Raw genomic sequence first — 24,039 nt, 5'->3', positions numbered from 1 at the left:
GCTCCTCGATGATGGTGGTCCGTCCCGACTCACGCATGAGCGAACGGAACTGATGGAGCGTCAACCGAACGTGACGCTTGGGGAACCGGTGGAGCGGGGACCGGTCCGTCCCACATGACGCGGGCGCGTCGGACGACGCGACGGGGGTACGAGCGGTGGCGGCGCGATCCGGACCGACCGCGCTCGGGCGGCCGTTCACCGACCACGGGCCGACCGGAGCAGACCGCGTGGCGGCCGTCCGCCGTCACGGACGCACCTACTTGCGACCGCGAGGCGGCAGTGGTGAACGCCGGAAGGCCGTGGTGAAGCCCAGTGGCCGTGGTGGGCGCCGGAGAGGCCGCACGCCCGAAGGGCACCGCTCGCCCGCCCTCGCCGCGCGGCGTCGTCGCCGTTGCGCGGGTGGGCCGGGCCGGTGCCGCCTAGTCCGGCTGTACGGAGACGTCCGACGCCCGCCGAGGCGGCACCGGACCGCGCGCGGCGCCCGAGGCGACCGCGTTCAGGGGGAACCGCACGCCGTACCCGGAAAGGTCGGCGTGCCCGTCACCCGTGTGGTGGGCCGCGCCGTCACCCTCGACGGGGTGTCCGGAGCGGTCCGAGGGCGCCGGGGCGTGCCCCGGGGCCTGCTGGGGTGCCGCCTTCGAGCCCGCGAGCGGGACCGGGTGGGCGGCGCCGTGCGCCATCACGTCGTAGACCCGCGGCCCGCTGACCTGCGACGCGGAACCGCCACCGTGGTCCGAGCCGGAACGCCCGGCGCCCCGGTGCCGCACGGTCCCGCCCGAGGTGGAACCCCCGTGCGCGGACCCGTGGTGACCGCCGGTCACGCCACCGACCACCCGGACGACGGGCACGGTGATCCGGCCCGCCGTGGCGCGGACGGAGTCGGCCAGACCGTTCAGCGGTCGCGCGGCCCCGGTGGCCGCCGCCACCGCGCCGCGCACGCCCGAACCCGCCCGACCTGCGGCCGAGTTCACGCCCCTTGTGGCCTGATCCGCGGCGCGCTGTGTGGCCTGACCGGACGACAGCGACCGATCGGGCAGTGTGGCGGCGCCGGGGAGGGTGGTGGCAGCGGCGCGCACGGGCTGGTTGCCCGGCGTGTCCGCGTGCGCCTTCCCTCCGCAGACGAAGGCGAGGGCCAGGAACCCCCCGAGCAGCAACGCCACCCACAGCGCACGCCGGGCGGCCGTGGTGCGCGGACGCACGACGGCAGCGGGCAACGCGAGGGCGGGGGGCAGCACAGTGGGGGGACCTTCCCGTACGGATGACACACGTTCCGGGTGACGGGTTCGATCCTTGCACGCTCGACGGGGGTCGGCGCAACCCCCGTCTCCGGCTTACGGCTGATGCGGGGTCATGTCCGCTATGCGCGGTCCGTCACCGGGCGGCCGGCGGTCCGCCGTCAGAGGCGGGCGGCTTGACGCCAGTGCGAGCGGTACTGCGCCAGCGGCGAGCGGCCAAGCGTCGGTGTCGGCGATCCGGCGTCATCGGTCCACCATGAGGGGCGCGCCGTCGAGTTCCGGGTCCGGCACCGGCAGCGGGCGCTTCTCGATGGCCGCCGCCATCACGTCGGGGAAGAGGTCGGGCGTGCAGGCGAACGCGGGCGCCCCCAGCGCCGCGAGGGCCGCCGCGTGCTGCCGGTCGTAGGAGGGCGCTCCCTCGTCGGAGAGCGCGAGCAGCGCCACGAACTGCGTGCCCGCCGCCTTCATCGCCGCCACCCGCGCCAGCATCTCGTCGCGTATACCGCCCTCGTACAGGTCGCTGATGAGGACGACGATCGTGTCGGCGGGGCGAATGATGAGCGTCTGGCAGTAGGCGAGGGCGCGGTTGATGTCGGTACCGCCGCCCAACTGCGTGCCGAACAGCACGTCGACCGGGTCGTCGAGCTGGTCGGTGAGGTCGACCACCGAGGTGTCGAAGACGACGAGCTTCGTCGCGATCGACCGCATCGACGCCAGCACCGCGCCGAACACCGACGCGTACACCACCGACGACGCCATCGAACCCGACTGGTCGATGCAGAGTACGACGTCCTTCGTCACACCACGCGCCGCCCGGCCGTGGCCGACCAGCCGCTCGGGGACGACGGTGCGGTAGTCGGGGAGGTAGTTGCGCAGGTTGGCGCGAATGGTGCGGTCCCAGTCGATGTCCCGGTGGCGGGGGCGGCTGACGCGGGTGGACCGGTCGAGCGCCCCGGTCAGCGCGGAACGGGTTCGCGTGGCGATCCGCCGCTCCAGGTCGCGCACCACCTTGTCGACGACGACGCGGGCGGTCGCCCTGGTGGTCTCCGGCATCGCGTGGTGCAGCGACAGCAGTGTGCCGACCAGATGAACGTCCGCCTCGACGGCCTCCAGCATCTCGGGCTCCAGCAGCAACGCGGACAGCCCGAGCCGGTCGATCGCGTCGCGCTGCATCACCTGGACCACGGATGACGGGAAGTAGGTGCGGATGTCGCCGAGCCAGCGGGCGACGCGCGGCGCAGAACCCCCGAGCCCGGCAGCCCGTTCGCTCCCGGAGCCACCGCCCGCCGCGCCGCCGCCGTACAGCGCGGCGAGCGTGCGGTCCATCGCGGCGTCGCGGCCACCGAGCACGCAGCCCGTGCCGTCCGCGTCCCCACCTCCCAGCACCAGCCGCCACCGGCGCAGCCGCTCGTCGCCGTCCGCCACGGGGGCCTCGGCGACCGCGTCCGGTACGGGGTTTCGCGTCGCGGTCATACGGGACCTCCTGCGTCGTCGTGAGTGGTGGCGGCGGCAGCCGCGCCGGCAAGGGCGGGAGCCGGTGCGGCGGTCCCCTCGGGCACCGGTGCGGCGATCCCCAGCAGCAGCCTCAGCGTGGGCAGTACGGCGTCGGCCCGCGCGAGGTCCAGCCCCGCACCGAAGCCCACCGCGGCGCCCGGAGCCGTCGCGGAGCCGCCGGCCGTGCCGGTCCCCCGCCGCACCAGCTCACCCACCCCGCGCCGCACTCCGGACTCGAATCCGGCGAACGTCCTGCGCACCAACGGCAGTACGTCCGTGAACGCCTCCGCCGGAACGGACGACAGCCAGGCGTCCACCAGCCCCAGCAGCCGTTCGTCGTGGAGCAGCAGCATGCCGCCGCCGGACAGGAAGCCGTCCACCCAAGCCGCCGCCACCCGTGGCTCGGTCCCCGGCGACAGCGCGAGACCCATCAACCGCGCGGCCCGCTCCGCGTCCAGCAGTCCGTCGTCGAGCAGCAGCCGGGCCGCCCGCCCGCGTATCAACCCCGTTATGCCGCCGTACCGTTCGGCGAGCGCGTGCAACGTCCCGGCCCAGCGCTCCCGCAGCTCGTCACCGGCTCTGGTCAGCAGGCCCACCGCCGTGTGCACGGCGTCGAGGTGCGGGCGCGCCCCGGCCGCGCCGTCCTCGTCCAGTCCCGCGCAGGCCGACGGCAACCCGACGCAGACCCGCACGGCGACCCCCTCGGCGACCTCCCGCAGCGCGCCGGAATCCGTCTCGCGCACGTCCCCGTACCGCACGGAACGCACCAACGCGGGCAGTGCCTCGGCGAGTTGGAGCACGTCCGCGTCGAGCGCGGCCCGGTCGGCGAGCACCCGCATCACGGTGGGCAGCGCGTCCGGCAATCCGGCGAGCAGGCACCACTCGGCCAGCCCGGTCACCTCGGCGAGCGTCACGGCGGTCACCGCCGCGTCCTCGGCCTTCGCGGTGGCAGCCGACTCCACCGTCGTCCCCCACACGCCCGCCTCGGCCACCCGGACCGTCAACTCCGGCTCCCAGCTGAGCCGCCACGTCTCGCGGAACGTCCCCGTGCCCGCGGTACGCGAACGCGTGGGCGCCCCCCACTCCACGCCCAGCAGCCGCAACCGGTGCAACAGCCTGCTGCGGCCCGCGTCCGTGTCCTTGCGCAGATCGAGATCGAGTTCCCGGTCGGCGGCCTCGGGCTTGAGCCGCAGCGCCCGCTGCTGCCGGGCGAGGTCGCGGGCGAGCGGGACGGCGGGCGCGGAGTCGGGCACCTCTCCCATCTCGTCGCCGACGACGAGCCGTTCACGGATCAGCTCCAACGGGACGTCCGAGCCCTCGCACATCACCGCTCGCACCGCGTCCGTCGTCTCGCCCAGGCCGGCCAGCGGACGCCCGCGCATCGCCGCCAGCGTCTCGGCGAGCCGGACCGCCTCGATGACGTGCGCACTGGAGACCTGCCGGTCCTCCGCGCGCAGCAGCCCCGCGACCCTGGTCATCCACCGCTCCACCGGCCGGTCCTCGCAGCCGAACAGGTGCCGGTACCACCCGGGCGAGTCGATCCCCGCGCCGTACCCGCTGTCCCGGCTCAGCCGCCGGTGCGTCCACGGAACCCAGGTGACCTCGGCCTTCACCTTGGGCAGCCCCTTGAGCGACGCGCGGTCGGCGGCCACGGTCGTACGGGCGGCGAGCGCGGGCACGTGCCAGGCGCCGCACACCACCGCCGTACGGTCGTACGCGCGGCGCGCCTCCCTCAGGCGCAGCCGCATGTGCGCTTCGCGCACCGCGTCGCGCGGGTGCCCGCCGTCGCCGTACCGCTCCCGCAACTCCTCCATGGCCTCGGCCACCGCCTCGAACGCCGCGAGCGCGTCACCGCCGTCCGCCGCGCCCCCGCGATGCTCGACGGCGTCCTCCCACCAGCGCTCCGGGTCGTCGTACCCGGCGGCCTCCGCGAGTACCGCGATGGGGTCGATGCGGACAGGGTCCTCGGTCTCGGCGTCCCCCGTGCCGGCGTGCGCGGGGCCGGCGTGCGCGGGGCCGGCGTCTTCGCCGGGAGCCGCCCCCGCCGGTTCGTCCGGTCCCGCGTCCGCCCAATCCCCTCTCGTCGCGAGCGAGTTGGAGGCGGGCAGATCGATGAAGCGGACCGGGACACCGCGCTTGAGCGCCCAGCGGATGGCGACCCACTCCGGCGAGAACTCCGCGAAGGGCCAGAACGCGGACCGCGCGGGCTCGTCCGTAGCGTGCGCCAGCAGCGCCACCGGCGGACGCAGGCCCTCGTCGGCCGCGATGTCCACGACCGCGTCCGCCTCGGGCGGCCCCTCGACCAGCACCACCTGCGGGTCGTACTGATCCAGCGCGGCCCGTACAGCGCGGGCCGAGCCGGGCCCGTGGTGCCGTACGCCCAGCAGCCGCACGTCGTCGTCGCCCGGCGGCCGGGGAGGCCGGAGATGCCGGGGCTCCTTCTGGGTGGTCACGCGCTCACCTCCCGGCAGGCCCGGTAGAAGTCCTTCCAGCCGTCGCGCTCGCGGACCACGGACTCCAGGTACTCGTTCCAGACGACGCGGTCGGCGGCCGGATCGCGGACGACCGCGCCGAGGACGCCCGCGGCCACGTCGGCGGAGCGCAGCACCCCGTCGCCGAAGTGCGCGGCGAGGGCCAGGCCGCCGGTGACGACCGAGATCGCCTCGGCCGTGGACAACGTCCCGGAGGGGGACTTGACCTTGGTGCGCCCGTCCGCCGTGACGCCGTCGCGCAGTTCGCGGAAGACGGTGACCACGCGGCGGATCTCGTCGGCGCCGGGCGGGGCCTGCGGCAGGTCGATGGCGCGCCCGATCTGGTCGACGCGCCGTGCGACGATGTCCACCTCGTCCTCGACCGTGGCGGGCAGCGGCAGCACCACCGTGTTGAAGCGGCGGCGCAGCGCGCTGGACAGGTCGTTGACCCCGCGGTCGCGGTCGTTGGCGGTGGCGATCAGATTGAAGCCGCGTACTGCCATCACCTCCTGACCCAACTCCGGTATGGGCAGGGTCTTCTCGGAGAGGATCGTGATCAGCGTGTCCTGCACGTCGGCCGGGATACGGGTCAGCTCCTCGACGCGCGCGATGCCACCGCCGGACATCGCCCGCATGACGGGACCTGGCACGAGCGCGTCCCGGCTGGGTCCGTGGGCGAGCAACTGGGCGTAGTTCCAGCCGTACCGGATCGCCTCCTCCGGCGTGCCCGCGGTGCCCTGGACCAGCAGCGTCGAGTCGCCGCTGACGGCCGCCGCGAGGTGCTCCGACACCCAGGTCTTGGCTGTCCCCGGCACCCCAAGCAGCAACAGCGCGCGGTCCGTGGCGAGCGTGGTCACGGCGACCTCGACGATCCGCCGCGGCCCCACGTACTTGGGCGAGATCACCGTGCCGTCCGGCAGCACCCCGCCCAGGAGATAGGTGGCGACGGCCCACGGCGAGAGGTTCCAACGCGCCGGACGCGGGCGGTCGTCGGCGGCTGCCAGCGCCTTCAACTCGTGCGCGAAGGCGTCCTCGGCGTGCGGCCTGAGAGCCTCTTCCCCCGTCCCGGCCTCTGCCTCCTGGGCCCCGGTCGCCGCTTTCCCGGCCATGGTCGTCGACGTCGACTTCCCGGCCCTGGTCCCGAACCCCTCGACCCTGGTCCCAGACCCCTCGGCCCTGGTCCTGGATTCCCGAGCCTCGTTCTTCGACCCCTCGGCCCCGGGCCCGGACCCGGGCCCGGGCCCACCGATCCTGGCGCCGGGTTCACCGACCGTGGCGCCGGGCCCACCGACCCTGGCCCCGGGTCCCCCGGTCCTGACCCCGGATTCCTCAGTCCTGCTCTGCGATGCCTCGACCCCGTTGTTCGACATGGCTTCCCCCTGAAGATGTGGAAACGGCCGCGCCCGAACGAGGCCGTGCGCGGGCAGCACGGCCCTCGTCCAACCCCCGTGGGCCGCCTGTGAATCCACCTTGCACCCGACCACTGACAACACCCCTCCGAACCAGCGAACCCGCAGGTCAGAGCCGGTTGTCAGTGGCCGCTCGTAGCGTTGCGGACATGGAGGACACCGAACAGCGGTGGTCGGCCGAGCAGGTGCTCGCATTCGCTCCTGACGCCGCGTCAAGCAGGGCGGGCACCAAGCTCGGCGTGCCCGGCCCGTGGTCCGGCACGGGCACCTCGGAGGGCTGCGCGCCGCCGGGCGGCGGGGGCCCGGCCGGGGACGACGGGCGCCCAGACGCGCTCATGGTCTGGGGCCTGTGCCGGGGCAGCGGCAAGACCCCGTACCGCACGGTCGTGGACGTCGCCGCTCCCGCCTTCAAGTGCTCGTGCCCCAGCCGTAAGTTCCCGTGCAAGCACGCCCTGGGGCTCCTCCTGTTGTGGTCCCAGGGCCGGGAGGGCGGCATCGAGGGGGCCGAGGCGCCGGAGTGGGTGCGCGAGTGGCGGGCTGGGCGCCAGGCCTCGGCGACACGGCGACGCACGCCCAGGGCCGAGGTGGCCGATCCGGCGGCGGCCCGGCGCAGGGCGGAGCGCAGGGCGTCCCGGGTGGCCTCCGGCGCGGCGGAACTGGACCAGCGGCTGGCCGACACCCTGCGGTCGGGCCTGGCCTCCGCGGGCCACGAGGACCGGCGGATCTGGCAGGAGGTCGCCGCCCGCATGGTGGATGCCCAAGCCCCCGGACTGGCCTCGCGAGCACGGGAGTTGGCGGTGATACCGGGGTCCGGTGGCGACTGGCCGACGCGGCTGCTGGAGGAGCAGAGCCTGCTTCATCTGCTGGCCCGCGGCTACCTCGGCTGTGACGGGCTGCCCGAGGGCCTGGCGGCCACCGTCCGTACCCGGGTCGGCTTCACCGCGGACACCACGGAACTGCTCGCCGGCCCCACCGTTCGGGACCGCTGGCTGGTGCTGTCCCAGCAGGACTCACTGGACGGGCAGTTGACGACCCGGCGGATATGGCTGCTCGGTACGGAACGGGGGCGCCCCGCGCTGCTCCTGGGGTTCGGTGCGGCGGGCCGCACGCCGGAGTTGTCGCTTCCGGTCGGCCGGATCGTCGACGCCGAACTCGCCTACCACCCCGCCGCCCTCCCGTTGCGCGCCGCGCTCGGACCTCAGCACGGCGCGCCGGAGCAGGGCCGAATACCGGCCGGAGTAGCGGTCGGGGACGCGCTCGGGGCGTACGGGGAGGCACTGCGCGCCGATCCGTGGCTGGACGAGTGGCCGGTCGTGCTGGGCCAGGTCGTGCCCGTGCCGACGCCGCAGGGCTGGCAACTGGCGGACGCGGAAGGGGACTCGGCGCTGCCGGTCGATCCCCGACGCCTGGACCGCCCTGGCCTGTGGCGGCTGGCCGCGGTCTCGGGCGGCGCCCCGGTCACCGTCTTCGGCGCGCTGGGCCATCGCGGCTTCACGCCCCTGACGGCCTGGTCACCTCAGGCCCCGGGCGACCCGGTACGGCTGTGAACGGCACGCGGCAGCCGTACGGGGGTCGGCCGCCGCGATGCCGTCCGGCGAGACGGCTGCGTCAACCGCGCGGCCGTGACCGCGCGACCGCGCTTACCGAGTACGGCATACCGCGGGCCGCGTACAAGGTCACGACCGCGCTCACGGGAACGACAGCGTGAGGCGCCGAGTGCAGAACGACACGCTCAGAAGTCAGAAGGGGGAGAACAGTCATGGCACTGACGAAACCGCGTTCACCCGCTGCCGGGACCGACGCGAGCAGCGCGAGCCCTGCGGGACCGGAGGGTGCTGCCGGGCCGGCCGGGGCAACCAGGCCGACCGGGCCCGCAGGGCCGGCGGGGGACGTTGCCGGGCCTACCAGCCCGGCAGGACCGGAAGGATGCGCTGGACCAGCCGGGTCGGCCGGCACTGCCCAGCCTGCGAAGCCCGGGTCCCGCAGGCGGGCAGCCTTCGACAGCCCCCCGGGTGGGCGGCCCGGCCCGGACATCCGCGATACCGCCGCGGCACCCCGGCCCGCCCGCGCCCCGGCTCCGCCCCCCGCTGCGGCACCCCGGCCCGCGCCCGACCCTGCCCCATCCCCGGCCCCCGCGCCTGGGCCGACTCCCGGCGGCGCCCCCGCTCAGCCGCATCCCTCCTGGGAGGAGTTGCTGTCCGCCGCCCTGCTCGGCACCGACCGCCGTAGGCCCGACTGCCTGCCCGGCGCGAGCGACGACCCGGCGCGGGCGCTGCTGGACGCCGCGGCCGTGGAGACCGTGCGCAGGCGGGCGGGTCTGCGGCCCGCGCCCGCCGCGCCCCGGCCCGCGCCCGCACAGCACGACCCCCGGCCACCGCTCCCCGCGGCGGCCCGGGTTCGGCTCACCATGCTGCTCAGCGACCGCGTGGGCGCCGGCGGCTCGGGCGGGGGCGGGCGGCGCGGGACGGCTCCGGCGCTCGCGGAGTTGCTGCCGCAGTGGCTGGCGGCAGCCACGTCGTACGGATATCGCGCTCCCGAGGCCGTGCTGCCCGCGTTGCTGGACGCGGCGCGGGCCAGGACCGATCTGCGGCCCGACGCGCTGGCGCTGGCCGGACCGCGCGGGCTGTGGCTCGCGGAGCTGAACCCTGACTGGCGGTTCGCGCTGCGTTCCGGCGGGCGCGGCGCGGCGGGGCAGGCGGCGGACGACCCGGAGGCGGCGCGGCGGTTGTGGGAGGAGGGGCTGTTCGCGGAGCGCGTCGCGGTGCTGACCTCGATACGGGAGCGCGATCCGGCCGAGGGGCTGGCGCTGTTGCGTTCGACGTGGGGGCGGGAGCGGGCCGAGGACCGGCTGTTGTTCCTGGACTCGCTGCGGGAGCGGCTGTCGGCGGACGACGAGCCGTTCCTGGAGCAGGCGCTCGCCGACCGCAGCCGCAACGTGCGGGCGACGGCCGCGGAGTTGCTGGCATGTCTGCCGGGTTCCGCGCTGGCCACAAGGATGGGGGCGCGGGCGCTCAGCTGCGTGGCGTTGGACCGTACGGGGGTCGGTCCGCGCATCGTGGTGGAGGCGCCGCACGAGTGCGACGCGGCGATGGAGCGCGACGGAGTGGTCCGCAAACCGCCCTCCGGCCGGGGCGAACGGGCTTGGTGGCTGGGGCAGTTGGTGGAGGCCGCGCCACTGGGGGTGTGGACGGAGCGGCTGGGCGGGCGGTCGCCCGGACAGATCGTGGCGCTGCCGGTCGCCGACGACTGGCAGGCGGACCTGCATGCCGCCTGGTGCCGGGCCGCGGTGCGGCAGCGGGACGGCGCGTGGGCGCGGGCGCTGCTCGGGCCGCCGCCGGAGCGGGCGGACGCGGGCGGTACGGCCTCCGTGGTGGGCGATCCGGCGAAGCTGCTGTCGGTGCTGCCGCGCGAGGAGCGAGCGGATTGGGTGACGCGGTTCATCGCGGCGCACGGGCTGTCGGAGGCGTTCCAGCTTCTGGGGGCGTGCGCGGTGCCGTGGGCGGAACCGCTGGGCCGCGCGGTGGTGGACGCACTGGACATCGCCCGGGAGGCGGGCAGCTATCCATGGAGCTTCAGCGGGGTGATGGGGCTGGCGGAGCGCTGCCTCGACCCGGCGCAGGCGGACCGGCTGGAGCCGCTCACCGCGATACCCGAAGAACCGCCGGACGGCTCACCCGGCGCCGGGGGCTACTGGTCGGAGGCGTTCCAGCGCCTGGTGGGGACGCTGCGGCTGCGGGCCGCGATGCACGCGGAGCTCGCCCCGGACGCGCACGCCGAGACACCCCCGGACACGCGCGCCCAGCCGGCCCCGGACGCGTAGGGCGCCGGGGCACGGCAAGCCGGACGGGCGGTGCGCCGCAGGCCGAGCGCTGCCGACGGGCCGGTGCGGGCGCGCGCGGCCGACGGGCCGTGCGGGCGGGCGCTGCCGGCGGACGGGCGCTGCGCCGCAGGCCGAGCGCTGCCGACAGGCTGGTGCGGCCGGGTGCGGCCGGCGGGCCGGGGCTGCCCGGGGGGCGGGCTACGCCTCCGCGGGCTGGCGGACGTTCTCGCGGACCCAGGTCACGACGTCGCCGGTGGTCGTGCCGGGGGTGAAGATCGCGGCGACGCCGAGTTCCTTGAGCGGCGGGATGTCCGCCTCGGGGATGATGCCGCCGCCGAAGACCTGGATGTCGCGGGCGTCGCGCTCGCCGAGCAGTTCGATGACCTTGGCGAAGAGCGTCATGTGGGCGCCGGACAGGATGGACAGGCCGATCGCGTCGGCGTCCTCCTGGATCGCGGTGTCCACGATCTGCTCCGGCGTCTGGTGCAGGCCGGTGTAGATGACCTCCATGCCCGCGTCCCGCAGCGCGCGGGCGATGACCTTGGCACCGCGGTCGTGGCCGTCGAGCCCCGGCTTGGCGACCACCACGCGGATCGGACCCGACACACCCATCACTGCCTCCATGCCTGCCGTGCCATCGCTGCCGACGCTGCCATCGGAACTCATGTTGTGAACGAACGTTATCCCCCAGCATCCCGCACGAGGCAGTTTCGCGGCGCGGGGGGAGGGGGAAATCACACGTGGGACATATTCACGGCGCGCCCGGCCCGAGTCCCGCCCTCCGTGATCCGGCGTCACGCCACAGCCGGACTCCGTGGCGAGGGGGCCGCGCGCGCCAGGGGAGCCGCAGCCAGGCCCCGCGCCGCCGTGCCGTCAGCCGCCCGGCACGGCGGTGCGAGCGGGCCGCCGACCGCCACCTCTCGCGTCGGCACGCCATCAGCCCGGCCCGTGTACCGGCCCGGCCGCCCGCCGAGCCGCTCACGCCTGCCCTACGGCTGCCCTCAAGGGCGTACGGGGACGATGCCGCCCGCGTACGCCGCGCGGGGAGGCAGGCCATGGACAGCAGCGACCCGAGCAAGACGACCGACGAGACCCGGAATCCGTACGGACTGTGGCGGATGGCCGCCGCGGCCAGGGTGACGATGATGGAGATGGCGGTGCTCGCGGGGCACCTGCTGCTCTACCCGACCGGCGTCCTCCAGGAGCCCCCGCCCCCCGCGCTCGTACCCCGGCAGCGCACCGCGCCCCCCGCGGTGGCACAGCCCTCCGGCCCGCCGCACGCCCCGCACGCTCCGTACGCCCCCTCCGGCCCGCCCCGTCCCTCCGGCCGCACGCCGGTGGCCGGGCCCGTGCCCGCGCCCGTTCCCGTCGCGGACATCGAAGCCCGTACCGGATCAGGCGCCGACGGGCAGCTGCCGGTGCTGTTGCTGCACGGGTTCGTGGACAACCGTTCCGTCTTCACCCCGTTGCGCCGGAACCTGCGCCGGCACGGCTGGCGGCAGGTGAGCGCGCTCAACTACTCGCCGCTGACGAGCGACGTCCGGCACGCGGCCGCGCTGCTCGGGCGCCACGTCGAGGAGTTGTGCGAGCGCACCGGCAGTCCGCGCATCGACCTCGTCGGGCACAGTCTCGGCGGGCTGATCGGGCGGTACTACGCGCAGCGGCTCGGCGGTGACGTCCGGGTGCGGACGCTGGTCACGCTGGCGACGCCGCACGCGGGGACACGAGCGGTGCCGTTCGCCGATCCGCATCCGGTCGTACGGCAAATGCGACCGCATTCCGCGCTGATGGCCGAACTCGCGCTTCCCGCGCCCGATTGCCGCACCCGGTTCATCGCGTTCTGGAGCGACGCCGACCACATCATGGCGCCCACGGAATCCGCGCGGATCGATCATCCGGATCTGATAATCGAGAATATCGGTGTGCATGGCGTCGGCCATCTCGCGATGGCGGTGAACGCGCAGGTCGTGGCAGGAGTACGGCAGGCATTGCGAGGCGATTCCGGGAGTTTTGAGGCGGTCGACGCGGCCTGAGTCGTCCGAGTCGTCCCCCACTCGCACTCCTCGCGCGTATGCCCGAAATTCCTGGGCATTGTCCGGTTCTGTCACATCGGTATACAGTCGCCGATCATTGTCATGACGCCGACGCGAAAGAGATGTCGACGGTGGACGATCGTGAATACGATCCGCTTTTCGGTCCGTTGCCCGGTGGTCACGATGGCGGGTTCGCGTACGCGTACGGCGAACCGTACGAGCCGCCGACCGCCTCGTACGGGAGCGCGTACGACGACTCCGCCACCGCCCGGACCGACCCCGCCGACGTCCCCGATCTCCCCCCGCCCGGGGCCGCAACCCGTGTCCCCGACTCCCCCGCCGGCGGGCCCGCCCGGCATCGGCGGCCGGCTCGTGGCCGGGCTCGTGGTCGGGCGGGGGGACGGCGTCGCAAGACGCCGCCGAAGCGGTTCACCCTGCTGACGGTGGCGGTGCCCTCGTTCGCGTTGCTGGGGGTGGCCGCGGCGGCGGTGAGCAGCTTCGCGGCCGGGCACCACGGCGGCGGCCACCCGCGGACCGACGCCGCGTCAACGGCCGTCCACCAGCGCCCCGATGACGGCGCCGATGGGACGGCCGCCGCCACGACCGCCTCGGGGGCCACCGCACGTACCGCCACCCCCGCCGCCGACCGCGCCCGCCGCCGCGCGGCTCTGCCGCGACGCCAGGCACGAGCGCGAGACGTGCCGCACGACGTCCTGCCCGTCGCCCAGCGCGGCCTGAGCGCGTACTTCGGCGAGACCGGCGCGCACTGGCTGTCCATGCACACCGGCATCGACTTCCCCGTGGAGCCCGGCACGCCGGTGCGGGCGGTCACCGACGGCACGGTGCGCGTCAAGTGGAACCCGTCGTACGGGAACATGGTCGAACTGACCGCGCCGGACGGCACGCAGACCTGGTACTGCCACCTGAGCGCGGCGCGGGTCACCTCGGGCGCGGTCCACGCGGGCGAGGTCATCGCGTACTCCGGCGACACCGGCAACACCACCGGGCCGCACCTGCACTTCGAGGTGCGGCCGCACGGCGGGGCGCCGGTGGACCCGCTGCCCTGGCTGCTCGCCCACGGCCTCGACCCCCGCTGAGCCCCGAGAACGCGAGCGGTCAGCCCTGCAACGACGGCGAGCGGTGAGCCCTGCGACAGCCCAGGCAGCCCTACAGCTTCTCGACCGGCGCGTACCGCAGCAGCAGCCGCTTCGGCTTCTCGCCGCCGAAGTCCACCGTCGCCTCCGCGTTGTCCCCGCTGCCCTTGACGGCGACGACCGTGCCGAGGCCGAACGAGTCGTGCGTGACGCGGTCGCCGACCGTGAGCGCGACCACCTCGCGCTCCCGCGCGCCCGCCCGCCGCGTCGCGAACCGCGAGGACGTGCCGCCGCCACCGCGCCCGCCGGAGGCCAGTACCGACGACCCGGCCGAGGCCTTCGGCGACGGGGAGGAACCGCCGGTGCGCTTCCAGTCGATCAGCGTCGGCGGGATCTCCTCCAGGAACCGCGACGGCGGGTTGTACGCGGGCTGGCCCCACGCGCTGCGCATCGCCGACCGCGTCACGTACAGCCGCTCGCGGGCGCGGGTGATGCCCACGTACGCCAGTCGCCGTTCCTCCTCCAGCTCCTTCGTCTGGCCGAGGGCCCGCATGTGCGGGAAGACGCCGTCCTCCATGCCGGTCAGGAACACCACGGGGAACTCGAGGCCCTTGGCGGTGTGCAGCGTCATCAGCGTGATCACCCCGCCGCTCTCCTCCCCCTCCCCTTCGTCGGGGATCTGGTCGGAGTCGGCGACCAGGGCGACCTGTTCCAGGAAGTCCGCCAGCGTGCCCTCGGGCTGCTCCTGCTCGAACTCCAGGGCGACGGCGGCGAGTTCCTGGAGGTTCTCCACCCGGGTCTCGTCCTGCGGATCGGTGGACGCCTGCAACTCGGCCAGGTAGCCGGTGCGTTCGAGCACCGCCTCCAGCACGGTGGCCGGTCCCGCGCCGGACTCCACGATCGTGCGCAGCTCCTCCAGCAGCTCGTTGAAGCGCCGCACCGCGTTCGCCGAGCGCGCGGCCATGCCGTACGCCTCGTCGACCCGGCGCAGCGCCTGCGGGAAGGAGATCCGCTCGCGCAGCGCCAGCGCGTCGATCATCGCCTCGGCGCGGTCGCCGATGCCGCGCTTGGGCACGTTGAGGATGCGGCGCAGCGGGACGGTGTCCTCGGGGTTGGCCAGCACGCGCAGATAGGCCAGGACGTCCCGGACCTCCTTGCGCTCGTAGAAGCGGACGCCGCCGACGACCTTGTACGGCAGGCCGACCCGGATGAAGATCTCCTCGAACACACGGGACTGCGCGTTGGTGCGGTAGAAGACCGCGACGTCCGAGGGCTTGGCGTGGCCCGCGTCCGTGAGGCGGTCTATCTCCTCGGCGACGAACTGCGCCTCGTCGTGCTCGGTGTCGGCGACGTAGCCGGTGATCACCGGGCCCGCGCCGGCCTCGGTCCACAGGTTCTTCGGGCGGCGGCTGGTGTTGCGCTCGATGACGGCGTTGGCGGCGGTCAGGATGTTCTGCGTGGAGCGGTAGTTCTGCTCCAGCAGGATCGTGGTCGCGTTGGGGTAGTCCTCCTCGAACTGGAGGATGTTGCGGATGGTCGCGCCGCGGAACGCGTAGATCGACTGGTCGGCGTCGCCCACCACGCACAGTTCGGCCATCGCCTCGTCCGGGTCGGCGGCCTGCGGCGGCACGGCGGTGTCCGGCTCGACGGTCCCCGGCGTGCCGACCAGCTCGCGCACCAGCGTGTACTGGGCGTGGTTGGTGTCCTGGTACTCGTCGACGAGGACGTGGCGGAAGCGGCGGCGGTAGTGCCCGGCGATGTCCGGGAACGCCTGGAGCAGGTTGACCGTCGTCATGATGATGTCGTCGAAGTCCAGCGCGTTGGCCTCGCGCAGCCGGGCCTGGTAGAGCGCGTACGCCTCGGCGAGCTTCTTCTCGAACGGGTTCTCCGCCTGCCCGGCGAAGGTCTCCTCGTCGATCAGCTCGTTCTTGAGGTTGGAGACCTTGGCGCTGAACGACTTCGGCGGGTACGTCTTCGGGTCGAGGTCCAGGTCGCGGCAGACCAGGGCCATCAGGCGCTTGGAGTCGGCCGCGTCGTAGATCGAGAAGCTGGACGTGAAGCCCAGGTGCTTGCTCTCCCGGCGCAGGATGCGCACGCACGCGCTGTGGAACGTGGAGACCCACATCGCGTTGGCGCGCGGGCCGACGAGCTGCTCGACGCGCTCCTTCATCTCGCCCGCGGCCTTGTTGGTGAACGTGATCGCGAGGATCTGGCCGGGGTGGACACCGCGGTCGGCCAGCAGGTGGGCGATGCGGTGGGTGAGCACGCGGGTCTTGCCCGACCCCGCGCCGGCGACGATGAGCAGGGGCGAGCCGGAGTGGACGACGGCGGCGCGCTGCTGCTCGTTCAGCCCGTCGAGCAGCGCGGCCGCATCGACGACGGGGCGGGCCACACCGTCACGGTAGTGCGCGTCCCGGGGCGCGGGCACGTCGAAGCGACCGCCGAACAGGTCGTCCGGCTCGTCGTGGCCCGCGGGCGGCGCGCCCTCGTGGGCCGCGTGGGCGTCGTCGTCCGGTGGCGGGGGCGCCTCGTCCGCGGGCGGTTCGAGCGAGGCGAGGAAGTTGTCGTCGAAGAGGCTGCTCATCGTCGTACGAGTCTAGGCGGCGGCACCGACAGCCCGCGGCGCGTCCCGGAAACGGTGACCGGTGCGGTGGCCGGTGCGTTGACCTGGCTCGGTGCCGGACGCGCCGACCGGCCGTGCCGTAGATCACGAAAGCATTTCGGACAGATCACGTCTCAGGCTTCACACCCACCCCACGGGTTCGCTAGCGTGCTCGGCCAAGGCGGCCGTCCCCCACCACCGGCGCAGTGCCGGTGCGGTACGCCTCCGCCTTCCGGGGCTCCCCTCCGGCACGCCGACGGCCGCCGCACGCGGAACAAGCCACCGGCGGGCGGTCCACGGAAGGAGCGCCGTCCATGGCGTCGCACCGCAAACCGTCCCCCCGCATCGCCGCGATACCCGGCCCCCGCGCGGCGATCGGCATCACGGCCGCCGCGCTGGCGACCGTCACCCTGCTCAGCGAGAACGCCTCCGCAGCCCCGGCGAGGCCCCAGCCGACCATCGCCCAGGTGCAGGCCGAGGTGGACTCCCTCAACCACCAGGCGGAGCTGGCCGCCGACCGGTACGACCAGGCCGCGCAGAACACCGCCGGCCGGCGCCGGGAGGCCGACGCGCTGCTGGACCAGCTCGCCCAGGGCGCCCAGCGGCTCAACGACGCGCGGCGCACGCTGGGGCAGCTGGCCGACGCGCAGTACCGGACCGGCGGTCTCGGGCAGACGGCGCAGTTCCTGCTCGCCTCCGACCCCCAGCAGCTGTTCGAGCAGACGCACACCCTCGATCGCATGACCCAGCGGCAGCAACAGGCGTTGTCGGACTACGAGACCCAGCAGGCGAGGACCTCCGACGCCCGGGCCCGCGCCGCGAGCGGCGTGCAGGCGCTCACGCTCTCGCAGCAGAAGCTGGCGCGCGACAAGGCGACCGTGCAGAAGAAGCTCGCGCAGGCGCAGGGGCTGCTCAACAGCCTCACCGCGCAGCAGAAGGCGAAGCTCGCCGCGTTGCAGAAGCAGCGCGAGGAGGCGGCGGCGCGGGCGGCGGCGAAGCTGGCGGCCGAGCAGAGGCAGCGGGCGAAGCAGTCGTCGGGCGGCTCGTCGTCCGGCGGCTCTTCGTCCGACGCGTCGTTCGCGGCGAAGGCGGCCAAGGCGATCGCGTTCGCCAGGGCACAGCTCGGCAAGCCGTACGTGTGGGGCGCGACGGGCCCGAACTCCTACGACTGCTCGGGCCTGACCCAGGCGGCCTGGGCGGCGGCGGGCGTGACACTGCCGCGCACGACGTGGGACCAGGTCAAGGTGGGCACCCGCGTCCCGGTCGACGACATGCAGCCGGGCGACCTTGTCTTCTACTACAGCGACATCAGCCACGTGGCGATGTACATCGGCAACGGCCAGATGATCCAGGCCCCGCACACGGGCGCGGTGGTGGACGTCCAGCCGGTCACGGAGATGCCGATCTACGGGGTGACGCGTCCGGCATAAGGGGCGCGGGCCAGGTCGGGCGCCGACCGAGCGCGGCGGCGGATCGGCGCACCGGCGGCGCGAAGCGGGTCAGAAGACCCGCGGGATCAGGTCCACAGCACGGCGATGAAGATGTTGGCGACGGTCAGCGCCCCGACCGTCGCCACCACGCCCTTCTCGACGGTCTCCTCGTCCCGCTTGACGTAGACCAGGCCGAGGATGACCACGAGGAACGCGAGCTTCAGCCCGATCTTCGGCACGCTGAGGTGGACGTGCTGTGCCTCGCTCAGCCCGACCAGCACGATGCCGGTCACCAGCATGGTGAGCGCGCCGTGCAACATCGCGGGCACGACGCGGGCCCCGCCGCCGCGCATCGCGTTCATCTGGGTGAGCACGCCACCGAGCAGCGCGGCGATACCGATGATGTGGAGCCCGACGAACAGGTGGGTGAGCACGTCCATGCCGGCGAGCCTAACCAGCCCGCCCAACGGCCCTGAGGCCGCCCCCCGTACCCACCCCGGGTTCACACCAGCCGTCGGGCCGTGGCCCACCTCGTCAGCTCGTGGCGGTTGGAGAGTTGCAGCTTGCGCAGGACCGCCGAGACGTGGGACTCGACGGTCTTGACCGAGATGAACAGCTGCTTGGCGATCTCCTTGTACGCGTAGCCCCGCGCGATCAGCCGCAGCACCTCGCGTTCGCGCTGGGTCAGGCGGTCGAGGTCCTCGTCCACCGGCGGGGCGTCGGTCGAGGCGAAGGCGTCGAGGACGAAGCCCGCCAGGCGCGGGGAGAAGACCGCGTCGCCGTCCGCGACCCGGAAGACACTGTCGACCAGGTCCGGACCCGTGATCGTCTTCGTGACGTAGCCGCGCGCGCCGCCGCGGATCACGCCGATGACGTCCTCTGCCGCGTCCGAGACCGACAGCGCGAGGAAGCGCACCGGCTGCTCCGTGTCGCCCATCAACGGCGCGCAGCGGCGCAGCACTTCGACCCCTCCGCCGCCCGGCAGGTGGACGTCGAGCAGGACGACGTCGGGCCGGGTGGCCGTGACCACCGTGACGGCCTGGTCGACGTCGGCCGCCTCGCCGACCACCTCGACACCGGTACGGGACGTCTCGCCGATCTCCGCCTGCACCCCGGTGCGGAACATCCGGTGGTCGTCGACGAGCACGACCCGCACCTGACGGGCCGCCGGCCCCTGGGTCTCCTGGGTTTCCTCGGTCATGCCGCCGACCTCTCCATCTCCAACTCGACTTCCGTTCCCCCGCCGGGCGCGGCGCGCAGCCGTGCCTCGCCGCCGTTGCGGCGCATCCGGCCGATGATCGACTCGCGTACGCCCATGCGGTCGTCCGGCACCGCGTCCAGGTCGAAGCCGGGACCGCGGTCGCGCACCGAGACGAAGACGCGGCCGTCCTCGACCTCCGCGTAGACCTGCACCGGCCCGCCGCCACCGTACTTGGCCGCGTTGACCATCGCCTCACGCGCGGCCTGCATCAACGCGCCGAGCGCGCCTTCCAGCGGGCAGTCGCCCACGCACACGACCTCGACCGGCACCCCGTGGTGGTCCTCGACCTCGGCGGCGGCGCGGCGCACCGCATCGGCCAGGGTGTCCGGCTCGTCCTCGCGGCCGGTGCCCTCCGGCCGGTACAGCCAGGCGCGCAGTTCGCGTTCCTGCGCGCGGGCGAGGCGGGCCACCTCGCGAGCGTCGTCGGCGTTGCGCTGGATCAGGGTGAGGGTGTGCAGCACGGAGTCGTGCACGTGGGCGGCGACCTCGGCGCGTTCCTGCGCGCGGATGCGCATCATGCGTTCGTCCGACAGGTCCTGGGTGATGCGCACGACGTACGGGCCCGCGAGCAGCGCGATGCCGACCAGCACGGCCAGCGACGCCTGCACGATCGCGCCGAGGTGGCGGGCGGAGCCCTGGAGCACGAGGAACGCGGTGACCCCGGCGGCCACCAGGACCACGCCGCCCACGCCGCGCGCCAGCGGCCAGAAGCGCTTGCCCCGGCTCATCTCCACCCAGCGGGCGCGCCGCGCGTTGTCCGCCTGCCGCCACACCAGCGCGACGCCCGCACCGATCAGCAGCATCGGCCAGACGTAGGCGTTGGCGGCGCCGAGGTGAAGGTTGTCCACCACGACCGCGAGGCCACCGACCATCACCACCAGCGCGAGGACCGACCCGCGATCGGGCCTGCGCCCGGCCAGCCAGAACCGCGCGTCCCGAGGCTCCCACGCCGCGTCCACACCGCCGATGCCGAGCGGCACGACGAACCAGAAGACCGCGTAGAGCGGCACGCCGAGACCGCCGAACGTGGCCAGGATGACGAAGACCACGCGCACCCACGTCACCGGCAGGCCCAGGTGCCCGGCGAGCCCGCGCGCCACGCCGCCGATGATCCGGCCCTCGGAGCTGCGGTAGAGCCGCGGCGGGGGCGGGTCGTCGGAGGCGTCGCGGGCGGGCCCGGCGGGCGGCGCGGGCGCGGACGTGGCTGACATGCCTTGATGGTCACACGGCGGGAGGCGGTCCGGCATCAGGGTTGTCCCCGGGGAACCCCGGACGCGGCCGGTCGCGGACGCGGCATCCTCGCCGAGGTGCTGTCGGGGACCCGGCCCGACCGCCCGCCGGGTGCCCCGACCCCGAATCAGGGTCCCGCCAGGGTCGTCACGGATACCGGTCGGCCTCCCCCACCCGGCACGATGGGCGCATGACCGACGACACGACCGGGGTCACCACCGGCTCCTCCGACGCCTCCTGGGCCGCGCGGGACACCGGGCCGGCGCGCAGGCCGCTGACCCGCAGCCGCCGCCAGAAGGTGCTGGGCGGCGTGTGCGGCGGCCTGGGCCGGTACTTCGGCATCGACCCGGTCGTCTTCCGCGTCGTGATCGCCGTCCTCGCCCTGACCGGCGGCATCGGCCTCATCTCGTACGGCATCGGCTGGCTGCTGATCCCGATGGAGGGCGAGGACGAGACGGAGCTGCGCAGGCTGTTGTCCGGACGGCTCGAAGGCGGCTCGCTGACCGCCGTGCTGAGCACGCTGGTCGGCTCCGGGCTGTTCCTGTCCACCATCGACAACGGCGACAACCAGGCGTTCTCGCTGTGCCTGGCCGCCGCCACCGTGGGCGCCGTCTACTGGTCGTGGCGGCGCAGGACGATGCCGGGCGCGGGGCAGGGCGACGGCGAGGGCTCCCTGGCGGGCGCCTCCGGCCAGGCCGCCGACGCGCCGCCTGCCGCGCAGCCGCCGCCCACCGCGACGCCCTCGTGGTGGCGGACGACCGGCGCGGGGGCGGTGTCGTTCGACAAGTCCGACGCGTACGGCCCGGCGGGCGGCGGCTCGGACGGCCGCGGGACGCGCTACCTGTGGGGACCGGAGGAGGGGCCGGGCGCCGGTTCCTCCGGCTACGAGGGCGCGTACTCGTACGAGAAGGAGCGGGACGGCGACGCGGACCGGCCGACGGGCAGCCGACCGCGGCGGTCCTACCTCGGCGCGATCACCTTCCTGCTGGCGGTCGCCGCCTGCGGGATCGGGACCACGGTGACCTGGCACGGGCACGCGCTGCGCACGATCCTGGAGATCGGTCTGGTCGCCGCGCTGTCGGTGTTCGGACTCGGCCTGGTCGTCGCCGCGTTCACCGGACGCCGGGCGGGCGGCACGATCACGTGGGCGGTGCTGACCTGCGTCCTGCTGGCCGGTGCCTCGCTGGTGCCGCCCTCGGTGGGCACCCGGTGGGAGAACGTGACCTGGCGTCCCGCCACCGCCGCCCAGGTCCGGCCGCACTACGACCTGGGCGCGGGCGAGGCGGCGCTCGACCTGAGCGGGCTCGCGCCGCGGCGCGAGGCGACGACGGCGACGTCCGTGTCGGTGGGCGCCGGACGCCTGGAGGTACGGGTGCCGCGGAACGCCACCGTGCGGGTGACCGCCCACGTCGGCGTCGGCGACGTGCGGCTCGGCGACGGCGAGCACAAGGTCAGGGTCGCCCCCGACCAGAACCGTTCCGTCACCCTCGCGCCCCCCGAGGGCACCGCGTCCGGCGGCACGATCGCCCTCGACCTGCGCCTGGGCACCGGAGAGCTGGAGGTGCTGCGTGACCAGTCCTGACGACGAGGCCCGGCGCGAGCCGCGGTTCGAACCGGCGTCCCTGGTGGCCGGGCTGCTCTTCCTGGGCATCGCCGCCGCCTTCGGCTGCGAGGCGGCCGGGCTGTGGCACCCCGACACGTGGTTCCTCGCGCCCACCCTGGGCATCGGCCTGGCCCTGACCGGCGCGACGGCGGGGGCGACGGAGGCGGTACGGCAGCGCCGCCGCCGCAAGCGGTCCTAGGCGTCCACCGCGCCGGACGTCCCGCGCCGTCGGCGCCGTGCCGCCAGCAGCGCGTCCAGTGACAGGTAGGGCGTCCCGGCCAGCACCAGCGGCAGCCACGCCATCAGATAGGCGAGGTCGTTGCCGTAGTAGTACGGCGTGGTCGACCAGCTGACCGTCAGCCACAGGCTCAGCGAGATCAGCGCGCCGCCCGCCGCCGCGACCCGGCCCAGCAGGCCGACCAGCGTGCCGATCCCCACGGCCAGCTCGCCGAACGCGATCGCGTAGCCGAACCCGGCCGGGCTCCTGAGGGCGAGGTCGACCAGCCCCGGTATGGCGGCGCTGTCGCGCACCGCGTGCAGGGTGGTCACCAGGGCGTCGGGCCCGCTTCCGGAGAAGAACGCCGGCGTGGTGAGCTTGTCCAGACCGGCGTAGACGAACGTCACGCCGAGGAAGACGCGCAGCGGCAGCAGGGCGTGGCGGGCGGCTTGGGCACGCAGTCCGCTCGGTCCGCCGCCGGCGCGGTGGTTCGGGTTCGAGCCAGTGGTCGTGTGGTTCATCGCGTCGATTCCGGTCATCACGTCACCGATTCTTCCGATTCAACCTGTGTGACCGGGTGTACGGGGTACGGGAGCGATCCGCTCAAGCGGTACACCCGACCGGCGCAGCCGGAAGGCCGCCTCGCCCCGGCTCAGGTGAACAGGTCCGGCTCGCTGCGGCTGATCTGCTGGAACAGCGGCTGGTAGTTGATCCAGGCGACGAGGTCGTTGCCGAGCTGGTCGCGGGTGTGCACCGCGTTCTCGTGGGTGATCGGCACCGGCTTGCCCGCCGCCTTCGCAGCCAGCTGCACCTGGCAGGAACGCTCCATGGTGATGAACCACCAGGCCGCCGCGTCCACCGAGTCGCCGACGGTGAGCAGGCCGTGGTTGCGCAGGATGACCGCCTTGTGCGGGCCGAGCGCCCCGGCGATCCTGCGGCCCTCCTCGGCGTCCACCACGACGCCGGTGTAGTCGTCGAACACCGCGTGGTCCTCGTAGAACGCGCAGACGTCCTGCGTGATCGGCTCCAGCGGCTCGCCCAGCGCGGACAGGGCGCGGCCGTACGTGGAGTGGCTGTGCGCGGCGGCGACGACGTCGGGACGGGCCCGGTGCACCTGGCTGTGGATGGCGAACGCGGCCTGGTTGACGTGGTACCGGCCCTCGACGACCTGGCCGGAGTGGTTGACCAGGATCAGGTCACTGACGGTGACGTGCTTGAAGGACATCCCGAACGGGTTCACCCAGAAGTGGTCGGTGAACTCCGGGTCGCGGGCGGTGATGTGTCCGGCGACGCCCTCCTCGAAGCCGAACCGCCCGAAGAGCCGCAGGGCGGCGGCGAGGCGTTCCTTGCGGTACCGGCGCTCACCGGCGACGTCGTCACCGAACGACGGCGGCAGGGCGAACTGGAGCTGGTCGGTGGGTATCGGCTCGGGAGCGGGGCGCGCGCTGGTGTCCGTCATGCGACGGAAGTTACCGCCAGGTACACCGGTTGACCAGGGGTTCGCTAGCGCCGATCCCGTGGACGTTCGTTGATGGCGGTGAGGTCGATCTCGATGTCGAAGGGGACGCGGGTCTTGAGCTGGTCGTGGAAGATGCCGGTGGGCGCGTAGGTCTTGGTGGCCGGGTCCAGCTCGTAGGCGTACACCACGGGGCGGCCGTCGTCGCCCTCCACCCGCCAGAAGTGGCGGATGCCGGCGGCGGCGTACTTGCGCGGCTTGACCTCGCGGTCGCGTTCCACGGACTCCTCCGAGACGACCTCGACGACGAGGACGACGTCTTCGGGTAGGAGTCTGGTCTGCTTCGGCCCCCGGTCCGCTTCTGCCCTGGTCACGGCGAGATCCGGCTCGGGACGGTCGCGCCGGTCCAGCTCGACGCTGAACTCGCGGTCCACGTCGTACTCGTCCGGTGCCTGCGCGAGCAGTGCGTACTCCAGCAGGCGGATGGCACGAAGGTGGAATCGGGTCTGCGGGCTCACGAAAACGAGGCTCCCGTCGATCAGCTCCGTGTGCGGCGGCAGGTTCGGAAGCCGGTCGAGGTCGTCCGACGTGTAACCGCCCGCGGGCGGGCGTGGCCACTCGTAGTCCGGGTCCCCTGCGCGTCGCGGATCGACGGTCATCAGTGCTCCCATGACAGGCAGTCTC

General features: G+C 74.0%; 19 protein-coding genes. 7 read left to right on the top strand and 12 right to left on the bottom strand.

All coding sequences use genetic code 11. The annotated features are described in order from the left end of the window. Window positions 1-419 precede the first annotated feature (419 nt). From CK485_RS16885 to CK485_RS16870, 4 genes are all read right to left on the bottom strand, one after another. Complete coding sequence (locus CK485_RS16885; RefSeq protein ID WP_109451463.1) at window positions 420-1,235, bottom strand: hypothetical protein; 816 nt, start codon at window positions 1,233-1,235, stop codon at window positions 420-422. Window positions 1,236-1,478: 243 nt separating this feature from the next. After that, the gene (locus CK485_RS16880; protein WP_109451461.1) at window positions 1,479-2,708 is read right to left on the bottom strand and encodes a VWA domain-containing protein; all 1,230 of its coding nucleotides are present in this window, start codon (window positions 2,706-2,708) and stop codon (window positions 1,479-1,481) included. Next, entirely contained in the window at window positions 2,705-5,122 is a 2,418-nt protein-coding gene (locus CK485_RS16875; RefSeq protein WP_109453107.1) for a DUF5682 family protein, read from the bottom strand. The genes CK485_RS16880 and CK485_RS16875 overlap by 4 nt, the downstream gene beginning before the upstream one ends. A gap of 56 nt (window positions 5,123-5,178) precedes the next feature. Next, window positions 5,179-6,309 carry an AAA family ATPase gene (locus CK485_RS16870; protein WP_109451460.1) on the bottom strand — a complete coding sequence of 377 codons (1,131 nt, stop codon included), beginning with the start codon at window positions 6,307-6,309 and terminating at the stop codon, window positions 5,179-5,181. A gap of 449 nt (window positions 6,310-6,758) precedes the next feature. Here CK485_RS16870 and CK485_RS16860 point away from each other — a divergent pair, with 449 nt between their 5' ends. Both CK485_RS16860 and CK485_RS16850 read left to right on the top strand, forming a co-directional pair. Further along, window positions 6,759-8,156 (top strand): SWIM zinc finger family protein, encoded by a 1,398-nt coding sequence (locus CK485_RS16860; protein ID WP_109451456.1) that lies wholly within the window; start codon window positions 6,759-6,761, stop codon window positions 8,154-8,156. Window positions 8,157-8,800: 644 nt separating this feature from the next. Next, complete coding sequence (locus CK485_RS16850) at window positions 8,801-10,429, top strand: DUF5691 domain-containing protein (RefSeq protein WP_109451455.1); 1,629 nt, start codon at window positions 8,801-8,803, stop codon at window positions 10,427-10,429. A gap of 198 nt (window positions 10,430-10,627) precedes the next feature. On the opposite strand, the gene CK485_RS16845 is transcribed toward CK485_RS16850, so the two are convergent. Continuing rightward, window positions 10,628-11,041: a cobalamin B12-binding domain-containing protein gene (locus tag CK485_RS16845; protein ID WP_109451453.1), complete on the bottom strand. Its 414-nt coding sequence runs from the start codon at window positions 11,039-11,041 to the stop codon at window positions 10,628-10,630. 506 nt (window positions 11,042-11,547) lie between these two features. Between CK485_RS16845 and CK485_RS16840 the strand changes: the two genes are divergently transcribed. Together CK485_RS16840 and CK485_RS29670 are read left to right on the top strand one after the other, a co-directional pair. Then, window positions 11,548-12,462 (top strand): alpha/beta fold hydrolase, encoded by a 915-nt coding sequence (locus CK485_RS16840; RefSeq protein WP_199239436.1) that lies wholly within the window; start codon window positions 11,548-11,550, stop codon window positions 12,460-12,462. 443 nt (window positions 12,463-12,905) lie between these two features. Next, window positions 12,906-13,559, top strand: coding sequence for a M23 family metallopeptidase (locus CK485_RS29670; RefSeq protein ID WP_241968371.1), 654 nt, complete (start codon window positions 12,906-12,908; stop codon window positions 13,557-13,559). 70 nt (window positions 13,560-13,629) lie between these two features. On the opposite strand, the gene pcrA is transcribed toward CK485_RS29670, so the two are convergent. After that, window positions 13,630-16,140 carry a DNA helicase PcrA gene (gene pcrA / locus CK485_RS16830; protein ID WP_109451447.1) on the bottom strand — a complete coding sequence of 837 codons (2,511 nt, stop codon included), beginning with the start codon at window positions 16,138-16,140 and terminating at the stop codon, window positions 13,630-13,632. A 332-nt stretch (window positions 16,141-16,472) separates the two neighbouring features. Between pcrA and CK485_RS16825 the strand changes: the two genes are divergently transcribed. Then, on the top strand, window positions 16,473-17,588 hold the full coding sequence (locus CK485_RS16825; RefSeq protein ID WP_109451445.1) for a C40 family peptidase: 1,116 nt from the start codon (window positions 16,473-16,475) through the stop codon (window positions 17,586-17,588). Between the two features lie 86 nt (window positions 17,589-17,674). On the opposite strand, the gene CK485_RS16820 is transcribed toward CK485_RS16825, so the two are convergent. From CK485_RS16820 to CK485_RS16810, 3 genes are all read right to left on the bottom strand, one after another. Continuing rightward, on the bottom strand, window positions 17,675-18,028 hold the full coding sequence (locus CK485_RS16820) for a hypothetical protein (RefSeq protein ID WP_109451443.1): 354 nt from the start codon (window positions 18,026-18,028) through the stop codon (window positions 17,675-17,677). A 62-nt stretch (window positions 18,029-18,090) separates the two neighbouring features. Continuing rightward, on the bottom strand, window positions 18,091-18,789 hold the full coding sequence (locus CK485_RS16815; RefSeq protein ID WP_109451441.1) for a response regulator transcription factor: 699 nt from the start codon (window positions 18,787-18,789) through the stop codon (window positions 18,091-18,093). Further along, entirely contained in the window at window positions 18,786-20,060 is a 1,275-nt protein-coding gene (locus CK485_RS16810) for a PspC domain-containing protein (protein ID WP_109451439.1), read from the bottom strand. Before CK485_RS16810 ends, CK485_RS16815 begins: the two co-directional genes overlap by 4 nt. 209 nt (window positions 20,061-20,269) lie before the next feature. Here CK485_RS16810 and CK485_RS16805 point away from each other — a divergent pair, with 209 nt between their 5' ends. Both CK485_RS16805 and CK485_RS16800 read left to right on the top strand, forming a co-directional pair. Further along, window positions 20,270-21,661: a PspC domain-containing protein gene (locus tag CK485_RS16805; RefSeq protein ID WP_109451437.1), complete on the top strand. Its 1,392-nt coding sequence runs from the start codon at window positions 20,270-20,272 to the stop codon at window positions 21,659-21,661. After that, the gene (locus tag CK485_RS16800; RefSeq protein WP_109451436.1) at window positions 21,648-21,881 is read left to right on the top strand and encodes a hypothetical protein; all 234 of its coding nucleotides are present in this window, start codon (window positions 21,648-21,650) and stop codon (window positions 21,879-21,881) included. Before CK485_RS16805 ends, CK485_RS16800 begins: the two co-directional genes overlap by 14 nt. Here the strand turns inward: CK485_RS16800 and CK485_RS16795 are convergent. From CK485_RS16795 to CK485_RS16785, 3 genes are all read right to left on the bottom strand, one after another. Next, a complete protein-coding gene (locus CK485_RS16795; protein ID WP_109453105.1) occupies window positions 21,878-22,420 on the bottom strand; it encodes a DoxX family protein in 543 nt (180 codons plus the stop codon). The genes CK485_RS16800 and CK485_RS16795 overlap by 4 nt on opposite strands. Before the next feature lie 131 nt (window positions 22,421-22,551). Next, window positions 22,552-23,358, bottom strand: a complete 807-nt coding sequence (locus tag CK485_RS16790; protein ID WP_109451435.1) for a class II aldolase/adducin family protein — start codon at window positions 23,356-23,358, stop codon at window positions 22,552-22,554. A 44-nt stretch (window positions 23,359-23,402) separates the two neighbouring features. After that, a complete protein-coding gene (locus CK485_RS16785; RefSeq protein ID WP_109451433.1) occupies window positions 23,403-24,026 on the bottom strand; it encodes a Uma2 family endonuclease in 624 nt (207 codons plus the stop codon). Between the last annotated feature and the right edge of the window lie 13 nt (window positions 24,027-24,039).

It is taken from the genome of Streptomyces sp. ICBB 8177 (assembly GCF_003144095.1).
In the GTDB taxonomy this organism is placed as follows: Bacteria; Actinomycetota; Actinomycetes; order Streptomycetales; family Streptomycetaceae; genus Streptantibioticus_D.
Note: the sequence above shows the minus strand (reverse complement) of the source record. Positions and strands in the feature narration are given on the sequence as shown.